The 16,322-nt window shown below is 68.1% G+C and carries 14 protein-coding genes; 4 read left to right on the top strand and 10 right to left on the bottom strand.

Annotated elements, in window-relative coordinates; all coding sequences use genetic code 11:
- Positions 1–102: 102 nt before the first annotated feature.
- The 5 genes from OL599_RS13270 to OL599_RS13250 form a co-directional block, all read right to left on the bottom strand.
- Complete coding sequence (locus tag OL599_RS13270; protein ID WP_456306701.1) at positions 103–978, bottom strand: dihydrodipicolinate synthase family protein; 876 nt, start codon at positions 976–978, stop codon at positions 103–105.
- 120 nt (positions 979–1,098) lie between these two features.
- Entirely contained in the window at positions 1,099–1,347 is a 249-nt protein-coding gene (locus OL599_RS13265) for a MoaD/ThiS family protein (RefSeq protein ID WP_264714260.1), read from the bottom strand.
- A 5-nt stretch (positions 1,348–1,352) separates the two neighbouring features.
- Entirely contained in the window at positions 1,353–3,629 is a 2,277-nt protein-coding gene (locus tag OL599_RS13260; protein ID WP_264714259.1) for a xanthine dehydrogenase family protein molybdopterin-binding subunit, read from the bottom strand.
- Between the two features lie 7 nt (positions 3,630–3,636).
- Positions 3,637–4,113, bottom strand: a complete 477-nt coding sequence (locus OL599_RS13255; RefSeq protein WP_264714258.1) for a (2Fe-2S)-binding protein — start codon at positions 4,111–4,113, stop codon at positions 3,637–3,639.
- On the bottom strand, positions 4,113–4,973 hold the full coding sequence (locus OL599_RS13250) for an FAD binding domain-containing protein (protein ID WP_264714257.1): 861 nt from the start codon (positions 4,971–4,973) through the stop codon (positions 4,113–4,115). Before OL599_RS13250 ends, OL599_RS13255 begins: the two co-directional genes overlap by 1 nt.
- Before the next feature lie 227 nt (positions 4,974–5,200).
- Here OL599_RS13250 and OL599_RS13245 point away from each other — a divergent pair, with 227 nt between their 5' ends.
- A complete protein-coding gene (locus OL599_RS13245; protein WP_264714256.1) occupies positions 5,201–6,376 on the top strand; it encodes a BaiN/RdsA family NAD(P)/FAD-dependent oxidoreductase in 1,176 nt (391 codons plus the stop codon).
- An 11-nt stretch (positions 6,377–6,387) separates the two neighbouring features.
- Here the strand turns inward: OL599_RS13245 and OL599_RS13240 are convergent, their stop codons facing one another.
- Positions 6,388–7,407: a threonine/serine dehydratase gene (locus OL599_RS13240; RefSeq protein ID WP_264714255.1), complete on the bottom strand. Its 1,020-nt coding sequence runs from the start codon at positions 7,405–7,407 to the stop codon at positions 6,388–6,390.
- Positions 7,408–7,551: 144 nt separating this feature from the next.
- Here OL599_RS13240 and OL599_RS13235 point away from each other — a divergent pair, with 144 nt between their 5' ends.
- Positions 7,552–8,307 (top strand): SDR family NAD(P)-dependent oxidoreductase, encoded by a 756-nt coding sequence (locus OL599_RS13235; RefSeq protein WP_264714254.1) that lies wholly within the window; start codon positions 7,552–7,554, stop codon positions 8,305–8,307.
- An 81-nt stretch (positions 8,308–8,388) separates the two neighbouring features.
- Here the strand turns inward: OL599_RS13235 and OL599_RS13230 are convergent, their stop codons facing one another.
- From OL599_RS13230 to OL599_RS13215, 4 genes are all read right to left on the bottom strand, one after another.
- Positions 8,389–9,033 (bottom strand): TenA family protein, encoded by a 645-nt coding sequence (locus tag OL599_RS13230; protein WP_264714309.1) that lies wholly within the window; start codon positions 9,031–9,033, stop codon positions 8,389–8,391.
- A gap of 78 nt (positions 9,034–9,111) precedes the next feature.
- Complete coding sequence (locus OL599_RS13225) at positions 9,112–10,140, bottom strand: phytanoyl-CoA dioxygenase family protein (protein WP_264714253.1); 1,029 nt, start codon at positions 10,138–10,140, stop codon at positions 9,112–9,114.
- Positions 10,141–10,176: 36 nt separating this feature from the next.
- Positions 10,177–11,361 (bottom strand): MalY/PatB family protein, encoded by a 1,185-nt coding sequence (locus tag OL599_RS13220; protein WP_264714252.1) that lies wholly within the window; start codon positions 11,359–11,361, stop codon positions 10,177–10,179.
- A 160-nt stretch (positions 11,362–11,521) separates the two neighbouring features.
- Positions 11,522–13,036: a M81 family metallopeptidase gene (locus tag OL599_RS13215; RefSeq protein ID WP_264714251.1), complete on the bottom strand. Its 1,515-nt coding sequence runs from the start codon at positions 13,034–13,036 to the stop codon at positions 11,522–11,524.
- Positions 13,037–13,190: 154 nt separating this feature from the next.
- On the opposite strand from OL599_RS13215, the gene OL599_RS13210 reads away from it, so the two are divergent.
- Positions 13,191–14,801 (top strand): ABC transporter substrate-binding protein, encoded by a 1,611-nt coding sequence (locus OL599_RS13210; protein WP_264714250.1) that lies wholly within the window; start codon positions 13,191–13,193, stop codon positions 14,799–14,801.
- 5 nt (positions 14,802–14,806) lie between these two features.
- Positions 14,807–16,258 carry a M81 family metallopeptidase gene (locus OL599_RS13205; RefSeq protein WP_264714249.1) on the top strand — a complete coding sequence of 484 codons (1,452 nt, stop codon included), beginning with the start codon at positions 14,807–14,809 and terminating at the stop codon, positions 16,256–16,258.
- Positions 16,259–16,322 lie beyond the last annotated feature (64 nt).

Raw genomic sequence — 16,322 nt, 5'->3', positions numbered from 1 at the left:
GCAGCAGGGGGCGCGCACTCCGGGTGCGCCGCGCCAGGCCGGCGCCACTCGATGGCGTTCCTCCTTTTTTGATATTCAGGATGCCACGGAGCGGCCGGTGGATCAGGCCGCCTGGTGGAGTTGAACCGACAGCCCCGCAAGGGCCGTACGGATCGCCGCCTTCTGCTTCTCGCTGGGCAGCGGCATGGGCTTGCGTGGCGCCAGCGCGGGCACCCCTTGCAGGGTCTGCGCATATTTCACGCAGGCCGGCAGGTTGTCGGCGGAGATGGCGTTCCACAACCGCAGCAGGCGCTCGTGCAGGTCCTTGGCCGTGGCGTGGTCGCCCGCCTTCACGGCGTTCCAGAGCTGGACGTTTGCGTGCGGCGCCGCGGACAGGATCGCGGCGATGGAGCCGCGTGCGCCGAGCGTGTAGGACGGATAGAGCAGCGCATCGACGGCGGTGAAGATCTGGTCTTCCGGCCGCGCCGCGATGAGCAGGTCGGACAGCAGCTTCAGGTCGCCCGCGCTCTGCTTCACACCGACCACGCCCGGCACTTCGCGCATGATTCGCAGCAGCAGCGCCGGTGACAGATAGTTCCAGGGGACCACGTTGTAGATGATGATCGGCACGCCGGTTTCTTCCGCGACAACGCGGAAATGCTCGATCGTGGCGTCCTCGTCCGGCTTGAACAAATAGTGCACGGGCGTGACCTGCAACGCGGCCACGTTCATGCCTTTGACCATGTTGCCGCGGATGACTGCTTCCTGCGTGCTGTTGACAATGACGCCGGCGAGGAACGGTACGCGCCCGTGCACGGCGGCGCCGGCGACGTCGATCAGCTTCGCGTATTCGTCACGTTCGAAGGTGTGGCCCTCACCGGTGCTGCCGCCGCAGACGACGCCGTGCACACCCGCCTCGATCAGGAAGTCCACCTGCTCGCGCAGGGCTGTTACGACGACGTTCCCACGGGTGTCGAACGGCGTGGCCATTGGTGGCATGACACCAAACGGCTGGACGGACATGGTCGCTTCCCCCCTGTCTGGCAGCATTGCCCGATATTCGTGTTGCTCATCGGGCATTCAATGATTGCAGGAATACGGCAGCAATATTCGGCGCGGTCAGCCGCCGGCGATCTTTGGAATCAGGTAGATCTCGCTGCCGGGCCTGAGCGGCGCGGCATAGGCGTCCTGGAAGATCTCGCCGTCGATGGCGATCGCCATCCCCTCCTCCACCTGCCGGCCAAGGCCTGGAAAGCGCCGGTCGAGTTCCAGGATCAGGCGGCGGAAGCTGGTTGCCTCCACCTCGAACTCGGTCTGCCCGCCGGTGAAGCGGCGGCAGGCCGAGCCCGAGATGGTGACATGCGGCATAATCGTCAGCCGCTGCCTGTATCGACCGCCGCCCGCACCTTGGGCGGCGACATCGGCAGATGGTGCATGCGGATGCCCAGGGCGTCGCGGATCGCGTTGCCCACCGCGGCCGTCGGCGGCACGATCGGTACTTCGCCGACCCCGCGCACACCGAACGGATGGCGCGTGTTCGGCACCTCCACAAGCACCGCGTCGATCATCGGCAGGTCGGAGGCAACGGGCACGCGGTAGTCGAGGAAGCCCGCGTTATCCATCCGCCCCTTGGCGTCGTAGACATATTCCTCGTTCAGCGCCCAGCCGATGCCCTGGGTGGCGCCGCCCTGGATCTGCCCTTCGACATAGCCGGGATGGATCGCGCGGCCGACATCCTGCACCGCCGTGTAGCGCAGGATCTTCACGTAGCCGGTCTCGCGATCGACCTCCACGTCGCAGATATGCGCGCCGAAGCCGGGGCCGGCACCCTGGGCGTTCAGCGACACCTCGGCGCCGATCGGCCCGCCGGTCTTGCCCGCCTTCAGGGCGATGGCGGCCAGCGGCAACGGATCGAAGCCGCCCGCATTGGCGCCGGCGGGCACGGCCTCGCCGTCCTTCCATTCCACGGCGTCGGGTGGGATGTCCCAGATCATCGCGGCGCGCTGCTTCAGTTGCTCCACGACCTTCTCGGCCGCCTGCACGGTGGCCATGCCGGTCGCGTAGGTGACGCGGCTGCCACCGGTCATATGGGTGAACCCAACCGAGGCGGTGTCGGCCACGATCGGCCGCACATGCTCGACGGGAATGCCCAGCACCTCGGCCGCCATCATGGCCATCGAGGCACGCGAACCGCCGATGTCCGGGCTGCCTGATACAACGTTCACCGAGCCGTCCTCGTTGACATAGACCGCCGCCGAGGACTCGCCGCCGATGTTGAACCAGAAGCCGGTGGCGACGCCGCGCCCCTGGTTCGGCCCCAGCGGCGCCTTGTAGTGCGGATGGTTCCTGGCCGCGGCCAATGTCTGCTGATAGCCGATTTCCGGGAAGACCGGGCCGTATGCAGTTTTGGTGCCGGCCTTCGCCGCGTTCTTCTCGCGCAGGGCGATCGGGTCCATGCCGAGCTTGCGGGCCAGATCATCCATGGCGCTTTCCACCGCGAAGGCGGCGATCGGCGCGCCCGGCGCACGATAGGCCGCGACTTTCGGGCGGTTGCTGACGACGTCGTAGCCGGTGACGTCGACATTCTTCAGGTCGTACGTGGCAAATGCGCACATGCAGGCAGGCTGCACCGGCGAACCCGGGAACGCCCCGGCCTGGAACTTCAGCACGGCCTGGGCCGCGGTGATGGTGCCGTCCTTGCGGGCGCCGATCTTCACTTCCACCACGCCGCCCGAGGTCGGGCCGCTGGCACGGAACACCTCCTCGCGCGTCATCACCATCTTCACGGGGCGGCCGGACTTGCGCGACAACGCCAGTGCCAGCGGCTCAAGATAAACCACCGTCTTGCCGCCGAAGCCGCCGCCGATCTCGGCGGGGATCACGCGCAGGTTGGAGATCTCCATGCCCAGCAGCTTGGCGCAATAGGCGCGGACCATGAACTGACCCTGGCTGCTGCCCCAGAGCTGGCTCTGGCCGTCGGCGCCGACGCTGGCGATGCAGGCATGCGGCTCGATATAGGCCTGGTGCACCGGCTGGGTGGTGAAGCGGCCGTCCACCACGACCTCGGCCTCGCGGAACCCGGCCGCGATGTCGCCCAGCCTGAAATGCACGCGCTTGGCGATGTTGGACGGCTTGGCCGGCGCCGGCTCCGTGTTCTGGGTGAACAGGTCGTCGTGCAGCAGCGGCGCGCCGGGGGCCATGGCCGCCTCCACGTCGATGACGTGCGGCAGGACCTCGTAGTGCACCTCGATCAGGTCGAGGGCCGCGTCGGCGATAGCAGAGGATGTGGCGGCGACGGCGGCGACCGCATGGCCCTCGTACAGCGCCTTGTCGCGCGCCATGCAGTTGCGCGACAGATCGCGGAAATTCATCGGCCCCTCGCCGACGAACGCCTCCTCCGACGCGATGTCGGGAAAGTCGGTGGCGGTGACGACGGCTTTCACGCCGGGCAGCGCCAGCGCCTTGTCGGTGTCGATGGACAGGATGCGGGCATGGGCGTGCGGGCTGCGCTTGATCTTGCCCACGAGCATGCCTGGCATGGCCATGTCCGCGCCGAACGCCGCGCGGCCGGTGACCTTCTCGACGCCGTCGGGGCGCACCGGGCGGGTGCCGACGACTTTCAGGTCCGACTTGTTGCCGATGAACGTCATGACAGGCTCACTCCCCTCGCATTTCGGCAGCGGCGTCGAGAACGGCGCGGATGACCTTGTCGTAGCCGGTGCAACGGCACAGATTGCCGGCCAGCCAGTAGCGGGCCTCGGTTTCGGTCGGGTCCGGGTTGCGGTCCAGCAGCGCCTTGGCGGCCACCAGCAGGCCGGGGGTGCAGAAGCCGCATTGCAGGGCGGCGTGCTCCAGGAACTTGCGCTGCAGCGGATGCAGCACCTCGCCTTGGGCCAGGCCCTCGATGGTCTCGATCGCATGGCCGTCGGCCTCGACCGCCAGCATCAGGCAGGAACAGACCAGGCGACCATCGACGATCACGCTGCAGGCGCCGCAGTCGCCGGAGCCGCAGCCTTCCTTGCTGCCGGTGAGCTTGAGTTCGTCGCGCAATGCGTCCAGCAGGCTGTGATGCGGCTCGCACAGGAATTCGGCCGGCTCGCCGTTCACGGTGGTGGTGACGTGATGCTTGCTCATCAGCGGGCTCCCGCGCGTTCGAAGGCGATGGCGGCGGCGCGGCGTGCCAGCACGCCGGCCACCTTGGTCCGGAACGCGATGGTCCCGCGCTTGTCGTCGATCGGCTTGCAGGCCGCGCGCGCGGCGGCGTCAAGCTTCGCCAGCGCGGCCTCGTCGAGCGTGTGGCCGATCAGAGCGGCCGCGGCGTCCGGGACCAGCACGGCCGTCGGCGCCACCGCGCCCAGGGCCACACGCGCATCGGTGCAAACCCCGGCCGCATCGAGCGTGACGCTCACGCCGGCGCCGACCACGGCGATGTCCATTTCGGTGCGCGGGATGAACCGCAGATAGGCATCGGCCGCGTGCGCGGGGCGTCTGGGCAGATGGAATGCGATGATGAACTCGTCGCGCGCCAGCGATGTCCGGCCCGGACCGATGACGATGTCCTCCACGGGCACCTCGCGCCGGCCCTTCGATCCCACGACCACGCAGGTGGCGCGCGCGGCGATCATGGCGGGCACGCTGTCCGCCGCCGGCGAGGCGTTGCAGAGATTGCCGGCGAGAGAGGCACGGCCCTGCACCTGGGTGGAGCCGATCAGGTTGGCGGCCTCCACCACCCCCGGCCAGGCCTGCACCAGTGCGGCGCATTCGCCGATCTCCGCCCCGGACGTGGCGGCGCCGATCACAAAGCCGTCATCCGTCACGCGGATGCCGGTGATCCCCGGCAGCTTCTTGGTGTCCACGATCAGTTCGGGCCTGGTCCGCCCCGAGCGGAACTGGACCAGAAGGTCGGTGCCGCCGGACATCACCTTGGCCAGGCCAGCCGCGTTGGCGAGCAGGCCGATGGCTTCAGGAATCGTCGCCGGCGCGGCATAACTCATTTTCGGCATGGTCGCTCCCGGGTTCGTGCGCTGAAAACGCTTCTTATTCTCGGACACGGCGTGCCGTGTGGGCGTTGGTAAACGTTATGCCGCTATTCCGCCCCGGTCGAGAGCCAAGGTGAGGCTGTGCCCCGGCCGAATGCCAGCCGCCTGGCGATGGGGCTTGATCTGCGGGGCGATCTCGATGTTCTTCGCGTTCCCACGGGCAGCCGACACCGACAGGCGAGATGGACCAGTTCGACGTTGTGATCATCGGGGCCGGCGCGGCCGGGCTGATGTGCGCCCTGACCGCGGGGGCACGCGGGCGGCGCGTACTGCTGCTGGAGCATGCCGCGCAGGCGGGCGCCAAGATCCTGATTTCCGGCGGTGGGCGCTGCAACTTCACCAATCGCGACACGGCGCCCGACCGGTTCTTCTCCGGCAACCCGCATTTCTGCAAGTCGGCGCTGAAGCGATACACGCAGCATGATTTCATCGCACTCGTGCAGCGGCATGGCATCGCCTATCACGAAAAGACATTGGGGCAGTTGTTCTGCGACGGTTCGGCGCGGGCGATCGTCGCCATGCTGCTGGCCGAATGCGCTGCCGCCGGCGTCGATCTGCGGGTCGGCCATCGTGTCATCGATATCACCAAAGCCGACCGGTTTCGCGTCGAGACCGACCATGGCGATTTCGCGGCCGGCGCGGTGGTGCTCGCCACCGGTGGGCTGTCGATCCCCAAGATGGGCGCCACCGGCTTCGCGCATGACATGGCCGCGCGCTTCGGCCTGAAACTGACCGAGACGCGGCCCGCTCTGGTGCCGCTGACCTTCACCGGCGAAGACCTGGCCGTCATGCAACCGCTGAGCGGCGTGGCCGTGGACGTGCAGGCGCGCTGCGATCGGCGCGCGTTCAGGGAAAGCATGCTGTTCACCCATCGCGGCCTGTCCGGCCCGGCGGTCCTGCAGATTTCCTCCTGCTGGCACGAGGGCAAGAGCATCACGCTCGACATGACGCCGGGCTCGGATGCCGCCGCCTTCCTGCTGGAGCGCAAGCGGACGCGGCCCAATGCCGAGCTGAAGACCATCCTGGGCGAGATCCTGCCGCAACGCCTGGCGCAGAAGCTGGTGGAGACCCGTTTCGTCAACCGGCCGATCAACGCCATGCGCGACAAGGAACTCGCGGCGATCGCCGGCTTCCTGAAGGCCTGGCAGGTCGTTCCCAGCGGCACCGAGGGCTATGCCAAGGCGGAAGTCACGCTTGGCGGCGTGGACACCGCCGGGCTGTCGTCCAGGACCATGCAGGCCGGTGACGTGCCGGGCCTCTATGTCATCGGCGAGGCGGTGGACGTCACCGGCTGGCTCGGTGGCTACAATTTCCAGTGGGCCTGGTCGAGCGGCTGGAGCGCGGGACAGGCGGTGTAGGCGGCCCGCGATCAGGCCGCCGCCTGGGCCGCCTGGATATGGCGCATGAACGTCGCGGGATCGGTGTTGGTGCCACACAGCAGCACGCCCACCCGTTTCCCGGTGAGCCGTTCCCGCAACGGACCGAACAGCGCCGCGGTCGCCGCGGCGCAGGCGGGCTCGGTGGCCAGCTTCAGCTCCTCGGATAGGCGCAGCATGGCCGCACGCAACTGGTCGTCGGTGACAGTCACCAGGGCGTCGATGTTTCGGCGGCACAAGCCGTAGCTGTACGCCTCCGTGTGCGGCGCCATCAGGCTGTCGGCGATGCTGGTCATGGCGCCCATCTTGACCGGGCCGCCGCTGGCGAAACTGCGGGCCATGGCGTCGGCCCCCACCGGCTCCACGCCGTAGACGGCAATGTCCGGTCGGGCGAGCTTGAACGCCGTGGCAACGCCGGCGGAGAGCCCGCCGCCGCCGATGGGCAGGATCACGGCGTCGAGATCACCCATGCCGGGGCCGGCGCATTGCTCGGCCCATTCGGCACCCAGAGTCGCCGTGCCCAGCACCGTGCGGTAGCCGTTGAACGGGTGCACGAAAAAACGGCCTTCTTCGCGTTCGAGCGCGCGCACCATGGTGAAGCCCGTGGCGCCGTCCTCGGCCAGCAGCACCTCGGCACCGTATTGGCGGCACAGGGCCACCCGGGCCGGACTCGCGGTCTTGACCATCACCACTTTCGCACCGATGCCCAGCCGCATCGCCGCATAGGCAACGGCCACCGCGTGGTTGCCGGCGGAAATGCAGGTCACGCCGGCAGCCCGTGCGGCTACGTCCAGCGCCAGCAGGTTGGAGAACGCGCCGCGTGCCTTGAACGTGCCGCTGGCCTGCAGCAGTTCGAACTTGAACTGCAGGGTCGTGCCCGCCAGCGGCGCGATGTCGTCACGCTCGAACACCGGCGTGGTCCGGACATAGGGGCGCAGTTCTGCGCGCAGGGCCGCGATCGCGGCCAGGTTCGGCACGGCGATGCCGTCGATTTCATGAGCTGTGTCGGTCATGGCGTTTCCGTAGTGAACCAGGTTCTTCCGGCGTGAGTTTGCCAGCCCGGGACCGCTGCGGCAAATGCCGGCCCGCTTTCCAGACGGACGCCTGGCTGCTTCGATGCCGGCGTTCTACCGAATCGCAACAGGACTGGATCATTCATGGATATCGATGTCAGGGGTAAACGGGTCGTCGTCGCGGGCGGCAGCCGCGGGATCGGGCGCTCGATCGCGCTCGGATTCGCCGCCGCCGGCGCGCATGTGTCCATCTGCGCCCGCGGCGCCGCGGCGCTGGAGGCCACGCGCGCAGAGCTGGCCGCATTCGGCGGCACCGCGCATGCGGCCCCCTGCGACCTGTCAAGCGAGGCCGCGATTGCCGGATACATCCCGCAAGCCGCGGCCGCCCTGGGCGGCATCGACGTGCTGGTGAACAACGCCACCGGCTATGGTCGCGCCGACGACGAGGCGAGCTGGGAGGCGAGCCTGTCCGTGGACCTGCTGGCGATCGTGCGGGCATCGCGCGAAGCCCTGCCGTTCATCGCGGCGGCGCGGGATGGCACGATCATCAATATCGCATCCGGATCGGGCCTCAACCCGTCGGTGCGCACGCCCGCCTATGGTGCTGCCAAGGCAGCAGTGATCCATTACACAAGGACGCAGGCGGCAGCGCTGGCAGCGAAGGGCATAAGGGTCAATTGCGTGGCACCGGGTTCGATCGAGTTCCCGGGCGGCAGCTGGGACCGGCGCAAGACTGACGATCCCGCGCTGTACGGCAGTATTCTGGCCTCGATCCCCGCCAAGCGCCTCGGCCGGCCCGAGGAAGTCGCCAACGTCGTGCTGTTCCTGGCCTCGCCTCTGGCAAGCTGGGTAACGGCCCAGATCATCAGCGTGAACGGCGGCCAGGGCCTGGTGCGATAGCGCGACCGGCGGCCGGCTCAGTCCGGCCGCCGGCATCCGCAAACCGTCATCGGTGACAAGCGCCCGATGACGAACGGCGAGTCAGGCGGCGGCCAGCCCCATATCCCAGAACGACGCCTCCAGCCGGGTCGCGGCCGTGAACGTGGCCAGCAGATCGGCATAACGCGCCTCCGCCCCGCGCGTGGCACCCAGCCTGTCGAGGTTCCCGATCGCCGCCACCGCCAGCGCGCGATAATCGGCGCCGGCATAGGTTTCCATCCAGGCGGCATAGGGGTTGCCATGGGTGACGGTGCGCGGATTGCGCAGCAGCCGGTCGACCGCCTCGGCATACCCGACCACGCACGGCACGAGCGCGACCTCCAGGTCCAGGCGATCGCCGGACATGCCGCGTTCGAGGACGAAGCGGGTATAGGCGACCGTCTCCAGCGCCTCCGGCTCCGCGGCCATGTCATCTTCGGTCAGCCCCCACTCGCGGCAATAGGCGACGTGCAAGGGCATCTCGACATCGACGATCGCCGCCACCGACGCGGATGCCGCCCGGAGATCGCGCAGATCCGCACTCTTGTAGCCGGCGAGCGCGTAGGCCCGCGCGAACTGGATCAGGAACAGGTAGTCCTGCCGCAGGAAATGCTGGAACGCCGGCTTGGGGAGCGTGCCGGCGCCGAGGGCCAGCACGAAGCCGTGCTCGACATAACGCGTCCAGGCCTCCCCGGTGTCACGCCGCAGACGTCCGAACAGGCCGTGGTCGAGCGGAAGATCCTGGGAGATGGCAGGGACTCCTTGCAGCGGTTGAGAAACGCACTCTCAGTGAACGGAGCCGGCCGGCGCGAGCGGCGGCAATGCATCCAGCAGATGCTGGGCGCGCATGCGCTTCGTCGGGTCCGCATCACGCGCGACGATGCGCTGCAACACGGAGCGTGCCCGCGGATCGCCGGCCTCGCCGAGCTCGAACGCCAGCGCGTCGCGCTTCTCGAACCATTGGGGGTCGAACGCCTTCAGGGTCAGAGGCAGCCGTTTCCAGTAGTATTTGAGCTCGTCACTGCGCCAGTCCGCATACACCTCCTCCCACGACAGCGGCTGGCCGTCCGGGTTTGCGTTGTCCGGGTTGAACGGCTCGCTGACCAGCTGGAAGCGTACGTCCATCGACATGCGCAGGCGGTCGCTTCGGTTCGGCACGCCTTTGTGTACGGTCATGCTGTGGAAGATCAGCACGTCGCCCACCGCAAACGCGCCGGAGGCCCATCGCCCCTCGAGCCCGTCCTTGATCTCGATCCCGCCGGCGCCCGCGCCGATGTGAAAGTCATAGACCCCATCGTCGTGCGTTCCTGCCGCCACCTGCAGCGGACCGACCTCCATGGGACAGTCGATCAACGGAATCCAGGCGGTATAGACCTCGGTCGTGCCCTGCACATTCGGGAAGTCCTGATGCGCCTTGGTCGTGATCTCCTCGCGGGCCGGAAAGATGTTGCGCATCAGCACGCGCGGATGCGGCAGGATCGGCCCGCCGAGCATGCGTTCGAAGACTCCGATCAGCGCCGGATGGTGCTTCAGTTCGTGATAGTCCTGCAGCCGGTTGATCTTGCGCAATGTCGTCAGATAGGCAGGCTCGGGATCGACGCAGAACCCGGCCGGGTCCGCCACCGCCTGCTCCACCGGCCGGTCGTTGCGCAACCAGCCGGCGGCACGAACGATCTCCCCAACCTGGCGCTGCACCGCCGCCACATCCTCGCGCGGCAGCAAGCCACGCAGGAACAGATAGCCGTCGCGGCGCATGCGCGCGGCCAGTGCGGCGCCATCCTGGACGATATCGTTGGACTCGGTGAACGGGACCATACGCCTGCCTCCCTGATGGCTGCCGCGTGATTGAGCCTATCCTCTGCCGGCGCTGCGCGCGGCATCGGCCATGCGCCCCAGAATCTCGTCGAGTATCCGCGACGATGTCGCGAAGTTGAAGCGGATGAAGCTGCGGCACGCCGGATCGAACGCTTCGCCCGGGCTGAAGGCCACCTTCGCGCGGTCGTGGAAGAAATCGAACGCGCTCGTCTCCAGCCCCAGGGCCGAGCAGTCGAGCCAGGCGAGATACGTGGCCTCCGGCACATGCAAACGGATTGCCGGCAGCTCGCTGGCGAGGAAGCCGGCAAGGCGCTGGCGGTTGGCGTCGAGATGGACAAGCACCTCATCGAGCCATGGCTGGCCGTGCGTCCAGGCCGCCACCGTCGCGTCGATGCCGGCGATGCTGGGGCTGCCGAGCATGCGGGCGGGTACGCGCGCATGGAAGCGGTCGCGCAGTGCCCGCGTCCCGAAATGCAGGACGCCACAGCGCAGCCCGGGGATGTTGAAGCTCTTGGTCGGGGACGTGATCGTCACCGTTCGCGCGGCGATCTCCGGGCTGATCGACGCGATCGGGATATGCTGCCGGCCGGGATAGACCAGATCGCAGTGGATCTCGTCGGCAACGATGACCAGGTCGCGCTCGATCGCGATGCGCCCGATCTCGGTCAGCTCGGCGCGATCGAACACGCGTCCGGTCGGGTTCTGCGGATTGCACAGCAGGATCATCCGCGTCTGCGTATCGACCAGGGCCTCGAGCCCTTCGATATCGAGCGTGTAGCGTGTGCCGTCGCTCTTGAGCGGGTGCGGCACCAGGCGCCGCCCCGTCGCGGAGATCGATTCGTGGAACGGCGGATAGGCCGGAAGCTGCAGGATGACTTTGTCGCCGGGGTTCGAATACGCCCAGATCGACGCGAAGGTGCCTTGCACCAGGTCGGACAGCGGCTGGACAAGGTCCGTATCGACCGACCAGCCGAACCGGGACTGCATGCGTGCGGCGAACGCGGTGGCGACGGCATCGTCGGCGCTCCTGCCGTCGCGCTGGGGGTAGCCGTATTCCTGGGCCTGCACCAGGCGATCCATGGCCCTGCGGATCGGATAGGCGACGGAAAAATCCATCTCGGCAACCCAGGCCGGCAACACGTCGGCGCCGTACTTGGCCCATTTCACGTTCTGACGCGCACGCAGAACGTCCAGCGGCAATTCGAAGCCGGTATTGATCACGAACGCCCGCCTTCTCTGCCTTGGCCGATCAAATGCTGCATGCTTCGCTCTCCCGATAACGCCGTTGTCCTTCGCGCGCCGGCCGTTCCGCCCGACGGTTCCACGCCCGCTGTCGTACGGGGGTGGATCGAAGCACTATGTGGCCATCGAACATTCAGGTCTACTCGCCGGATGCTGTCGTTGCGGCGCGCACACGATCGGCGTCATCCAGCGGGAAGATTGGCCGGCGTAATCTTGCATAGGGCAGCGCCCGGGGATCCGAGGTGCACGGCCCGCGCGTGCGCACGGTGTAGCTCGCCGCCGCGATGGGGTCGTAGGCGCGGCGATGGGCAACCGCCGCCTTGATATTGATGACGGCGAGCGCCGTTGGCTCGATCCCCTGGCTGCGCCATTGGCCCAGGTCCCAGGGCGGAGTCTTGCGCGTGGTCAGAAGGATGGTGATGCCGCGATGCCGCACCACCGCGCAGGGCCCCATATCGATATGGACGCCTTGCGACGCCGCGAGATGCGAGTGCCGATCCTCCAGCATGAACCGGCCGTCGCTTCGCGACAGCAGGGTCACATCGAGCTCGACCGGCCCCGGATCGAGCCGGCTGCCGCGGCCGCCAAACGCCAGCCGGACGGTGCCGCCGATCGGAATCTCCTGCAGCGCCGCAGCGGCCGGGGCATCCGCCAGGATCACGCCGCCGCCCTGCACGTCATGGCGCAGCATGGCCCTCAGCACGTCGGTGCAGTCGCCGGGCGATCCGCCGCCGATATTGTCGGCCGGCTCCACCAGCAGCACCGGCCCTTGCGCCCCCGGCGGGATGCGGCGAAGCACGTCGTCCGGATCGTCCTCCGCGGGCAGGCCATGATGGCGCAGCGACCAGGCAAGACTCGCCAGGCGGTCGAGCGCGGCCTCTGCTGCCGCATCGTCCTCGGTGATTGCTGCGAAGGACATGCCAGCGTCGTGGGCGTCGGCGAAACAGAAGCCGCCGACGACGTTCATTGCCAGGATCGACGGAGTCTCCGCCTCGATCACGCGCGCCAGCGCTTCGAGGTCCCGCATCGGGCGGTCGGCGGTGCCGGTCCCGGTCGGGGGCAGTATGATCGGCGTCCCACGGAAGCGCATCCGCGGCCGCACGCTCCGGCGCAGGCAGCCGGCAAGCAGGTCCGCTGCGCGCACGGCCGCGTCGAAAGCATCCGTGTGCGGGTTTTCACGGTAGCACACCAATCCGTCGGCCAATGCGCACATCGCCGGCGTCAGTGTGGCATGCAGGTCGAACACGCCGAACAGCGGCAATGCTTCCGCCCCGGGGATTGCGCGGATCTGGCGCAGCAACTCGCCTTCAGGATCGTCCTGCCCCGTGGTCACCATGGCCCCGTGCAGGCCCAGGAATATCGCATCGAGGCCGCTCGCGACGGCCGCCCGCAGGATCGGCCCAAGCTCGGACCAGAACGCCTCGAACACGGCATGATCGACGATCCCGGAGGGGAAGGCGCCGTAATCGACGGCGGGGATCACCGTCCACCCTTCCCGCTCGGCCACCGACAGGAATCCGTCCAGCTGCGATCCGTCGCCGCGCCGGGCGATGATTGCGTCGCCGCGCCGAATCGTGAAGCCGTCCATGCCCGTGACATCGTCCGTGAAGCAATGGGTCTCGTGGAACAGGCCGGCCAGCAGCACACGTGTCATGGCATCGTCTCCCTGCCGTATTAGAGGCATCACGGGCGTTCGCCGGCAACCGCCGACGGAGGTTGACTCCCCGGGGCGCCCCCACGCTAAGCTTGCGGCCGAAAGCGCCAGCATACAGCGACGAGAACCGCGAAACGGCGCCGAGGGAGGCTTCATGAAGGCGATGTTCCGCACGGCCCTCGCGGCCGGCGTCCTGGCCCTGGCGGCCCCGCCGCTCGCTGATCCGGCCTCCGCGCAATCCGATCCGAAAGTACTCCGTGCGGTCATTTCGGGCGAGCTGCGCAGCATCGACCCCGTGTGGACCACGGCGGTCCAGACCCGCTACCACAGCTTCATGGTCTACGACACGTTGTTCGGTCTGGATGCCGAGCAGCGGATCAAGCCGCAGATGGTCGATACCTGGACCGAAAGCCCGGACCACCTCACCTACACCTTCACCCTGCGCGACGGCCTGCGCTTCAGCGACGGCGCGCCGGTCACGGCCGAGGATGTCGTCGTCTCCTGGAACCGCTGGGCCGAGCGTGACGGCGCCGGGCAGATCATCGCGGGGTTCCTGGCGGGCCTCGACGTGGTGGACGCGCGCACCGTGCGCGTCCGGCTCAAGGAGCCGATGGGCCAGTTGCTGTATGCGCTCGCCAAGCCGATGGCGATGCCGATGTTCGTGATGCCCGCGCGCGTGCAGCGCGGCGTTTCCGGGTCCGAACAGATCAAGGACCCCACGGGCTCCGGCCCGTTCATCATGAAGCGCGACGAGTGGGTGGCCGGCAGCAAGGTCGTTTATGTCCGCAACCCCGGCTACGTGCCGCGCGCCGAGCCGGCCAGCGGCATTGCCGGCGGCAAGCGAGCCCTGGTCGAGCGGGTGGAATGGATCAACATTCCGGACCCCGCGACCCAGGCCGCCGCCCTGCAGCGCGGCGAGGTCGATTTCGTCGAACAGCCATCGCTCGACCTGGTGGCATCGTTGAAGCGTGCTCCAGGCCTTGTGGTGGAGCCGCTCTGGCCGACCGGAACCGAGGGCACGTTGCGGGTGAACCACCTCAACCCGCCCTTCGACAACCCGCTGGCGCGGCGCGCGCTGCACAACTTCATCCTGCAGCCGGACATGATCATGGCGGTGCTGGGCGACCCGGCGCTGGGCCAGGTGTGCGGCGCGTTGCTGGTCTGCGGCTCGCCGAACGGATCGGAATACGGCGCGGAGCTGCTGGTCTCCAAGGATCCGACGGAAACCCGCCTGAAGCGCGGCATGGAGATGCTGCGGGCGGCCGGGTACAATGGCGAGAAGATCATCATCCTCGACCCGCAGGACCAGCCCATCCAGCACGGCGCGACGCAGGTGCTGGCCGATGCCATGCGCAAGGCGGGCGTCAATGTCGACATGCAGACGATGGACTGGGCAACACTGGTGACGCGGCGCACCAACAAGGCCCCCGGCGCCAATGGCTGGCACATATTCCTGACGACCGGCGGCCCGCTCGGCCCGGCCAATCCCGCCTTCCACATCCAGATGTCGGGCGGCTGCGACAAGGCGTTCTTCGGCTGGCCCTGCGACCCCGAGATGGAGCGCCTGCGCGCCGCCTGGGTGCGCGAGACCGATCCGGTGAAGGCGCGCTGGCTGGCGGAGAGCATTCAGCTTCGGGGGATGCAGATCACGGTCTATCTGCCCTTCGGACAGTATCTGCTGCCGGCGGCGTGGCGTGACAACGTGCAGGGGCTGCTGCGGGTGCCGGAGACGGTGGTATTCTGGAACGTCGCGAAAAAAAGCTGACGCCATTGCGCATCTTCGCCGCCAGCCTGGGCACCGAGACCAACACCTTCGCGCCGATCCCCACGGATCGGCGCAGTTTCGAGACGGCGTTCTATTGTCCCCCCGGCACGCACCCGGATACGCCGACCTTGTGCAGCGCGCCAATCGTCGCGGCCCGGCGGTTCGCGGCGGAAGGCGGGCACACGCTGATCGAAGGCACCGCCACGTGGGCCGAGCCGGCCGGTATCGTCGGCCGGAGCACGTATGAAGGCCTGCGCGACGAAATCCTCGGCCAGTTGCGCGCCGCCCTCCCGGTGGACGTGGTGCTGTTCGGCCTGCATGGCTGCATGGTCGCGCACGGCTACGACGACTGCGAAGGCGACCTGCTGACCCGCGCGCGTGCTTTGGCACCAGGTGCCGTCATTGGCGCGGAACTGGACCTGCATGCGCATCTGTCGGACGCGATGGTGCAGGCGGCCGATGTGATCGTGGCGTTCAAGGAATTCCCGCACACCGACTTCCTGGCCCGCGCCGAGGAGCTGACGGCGCTGTGCCTGCGCACCGCCGAAGGCCGGATCAAGCCCGCCGCCGGACTTTTCGACTGCCGCAGCATCGGCGGCTACATGACCAGCCGCGAGCCGGGCCGCTCGTTCGTGGACCGCCTGATGGCGATGGAAGGGCGTGACGGCATCCTGTCGATCTCCGTCATACACGGCTTCCAGGCCGCCGATGTCTACGACGTCGGGACCAAGGTGCTGGTGTATGCGGATGGCGACCAGGCGAAAGCAGCGGCGTTGGCCGAGCAGCTGGGGCGCGAGGTCATTTCCTGGGGCGCCTCCGGCGTTCCCGTGCATCTCAAGCCTGCCGAAGCCGTGGCCGAAGCCCTGCGCACGCCCGGCGGCCCGGTGGTGCTGGCCGATCGCTGGGACAACCCGGGCGGCGGCGTTGCCGGCGACAGCACGTTCCTGATCGAGGAGCTTCTGAAGCATCCCGATATCCCGTCGGCAGTCGGGGCGCTTTGGGACCCAGGGGCCGCCGCGTTCTGCGTTGCCGCCGGCCCGGGTGCGGAGCTGCCGCTGCGCTTCGGCGGCAAGGCCGCCGCCACGTCGGGCCGCCCGATCGATGCCCTGGTGCGCATACGTGCGGCCACGGATGATCTGCGCATCCCGTTCGAGCAGAGCATCGTCTCCCTGGGACCGTCTGCTGCCGTGACGATCGGTACGCTCGATGTCGTGCTCGCCACCGGCCGTGCGCAGACATTCAATCCGGCGGTGTTCACCGAGCTCGGGATTGATCTCGGCAGCAAGAAGATCGTGGTGGTGAAATCGTCGAACCATTTCCACGCGGCCTTCGCGCCCCTTGCCGCTGCGATCATCTACGTCGATTGCGGCGGCCCCTATCCGCCCGATCCCGCGAAGATTCCCTACACGAAGATCCGCCGGCCGATTGCGCCGCTCGATCCCAATCCCTGGCTGTGACAAAACTTGTCTTCCTGCGAATTGAAGCCGACGCGGCCTTGCTCGTCTTGGACCTGCACCGCAT

It is taken from the genome of Limobrevibacterium gyesilva (genome assembly GCF_025989185.1).
GTDB lineage: Bacteria > Pseudomonadota > Alphaproteobacteria > Acetobacterales > Acetobacteraceae > Limobrevibacterium > Limobrevibacterium gyesilva.
The sequence above is the reverse complement of the archived record's forward strand: the minus strand, read 5'-3'. Positions and strand labels throughout refer to the sequence as shown.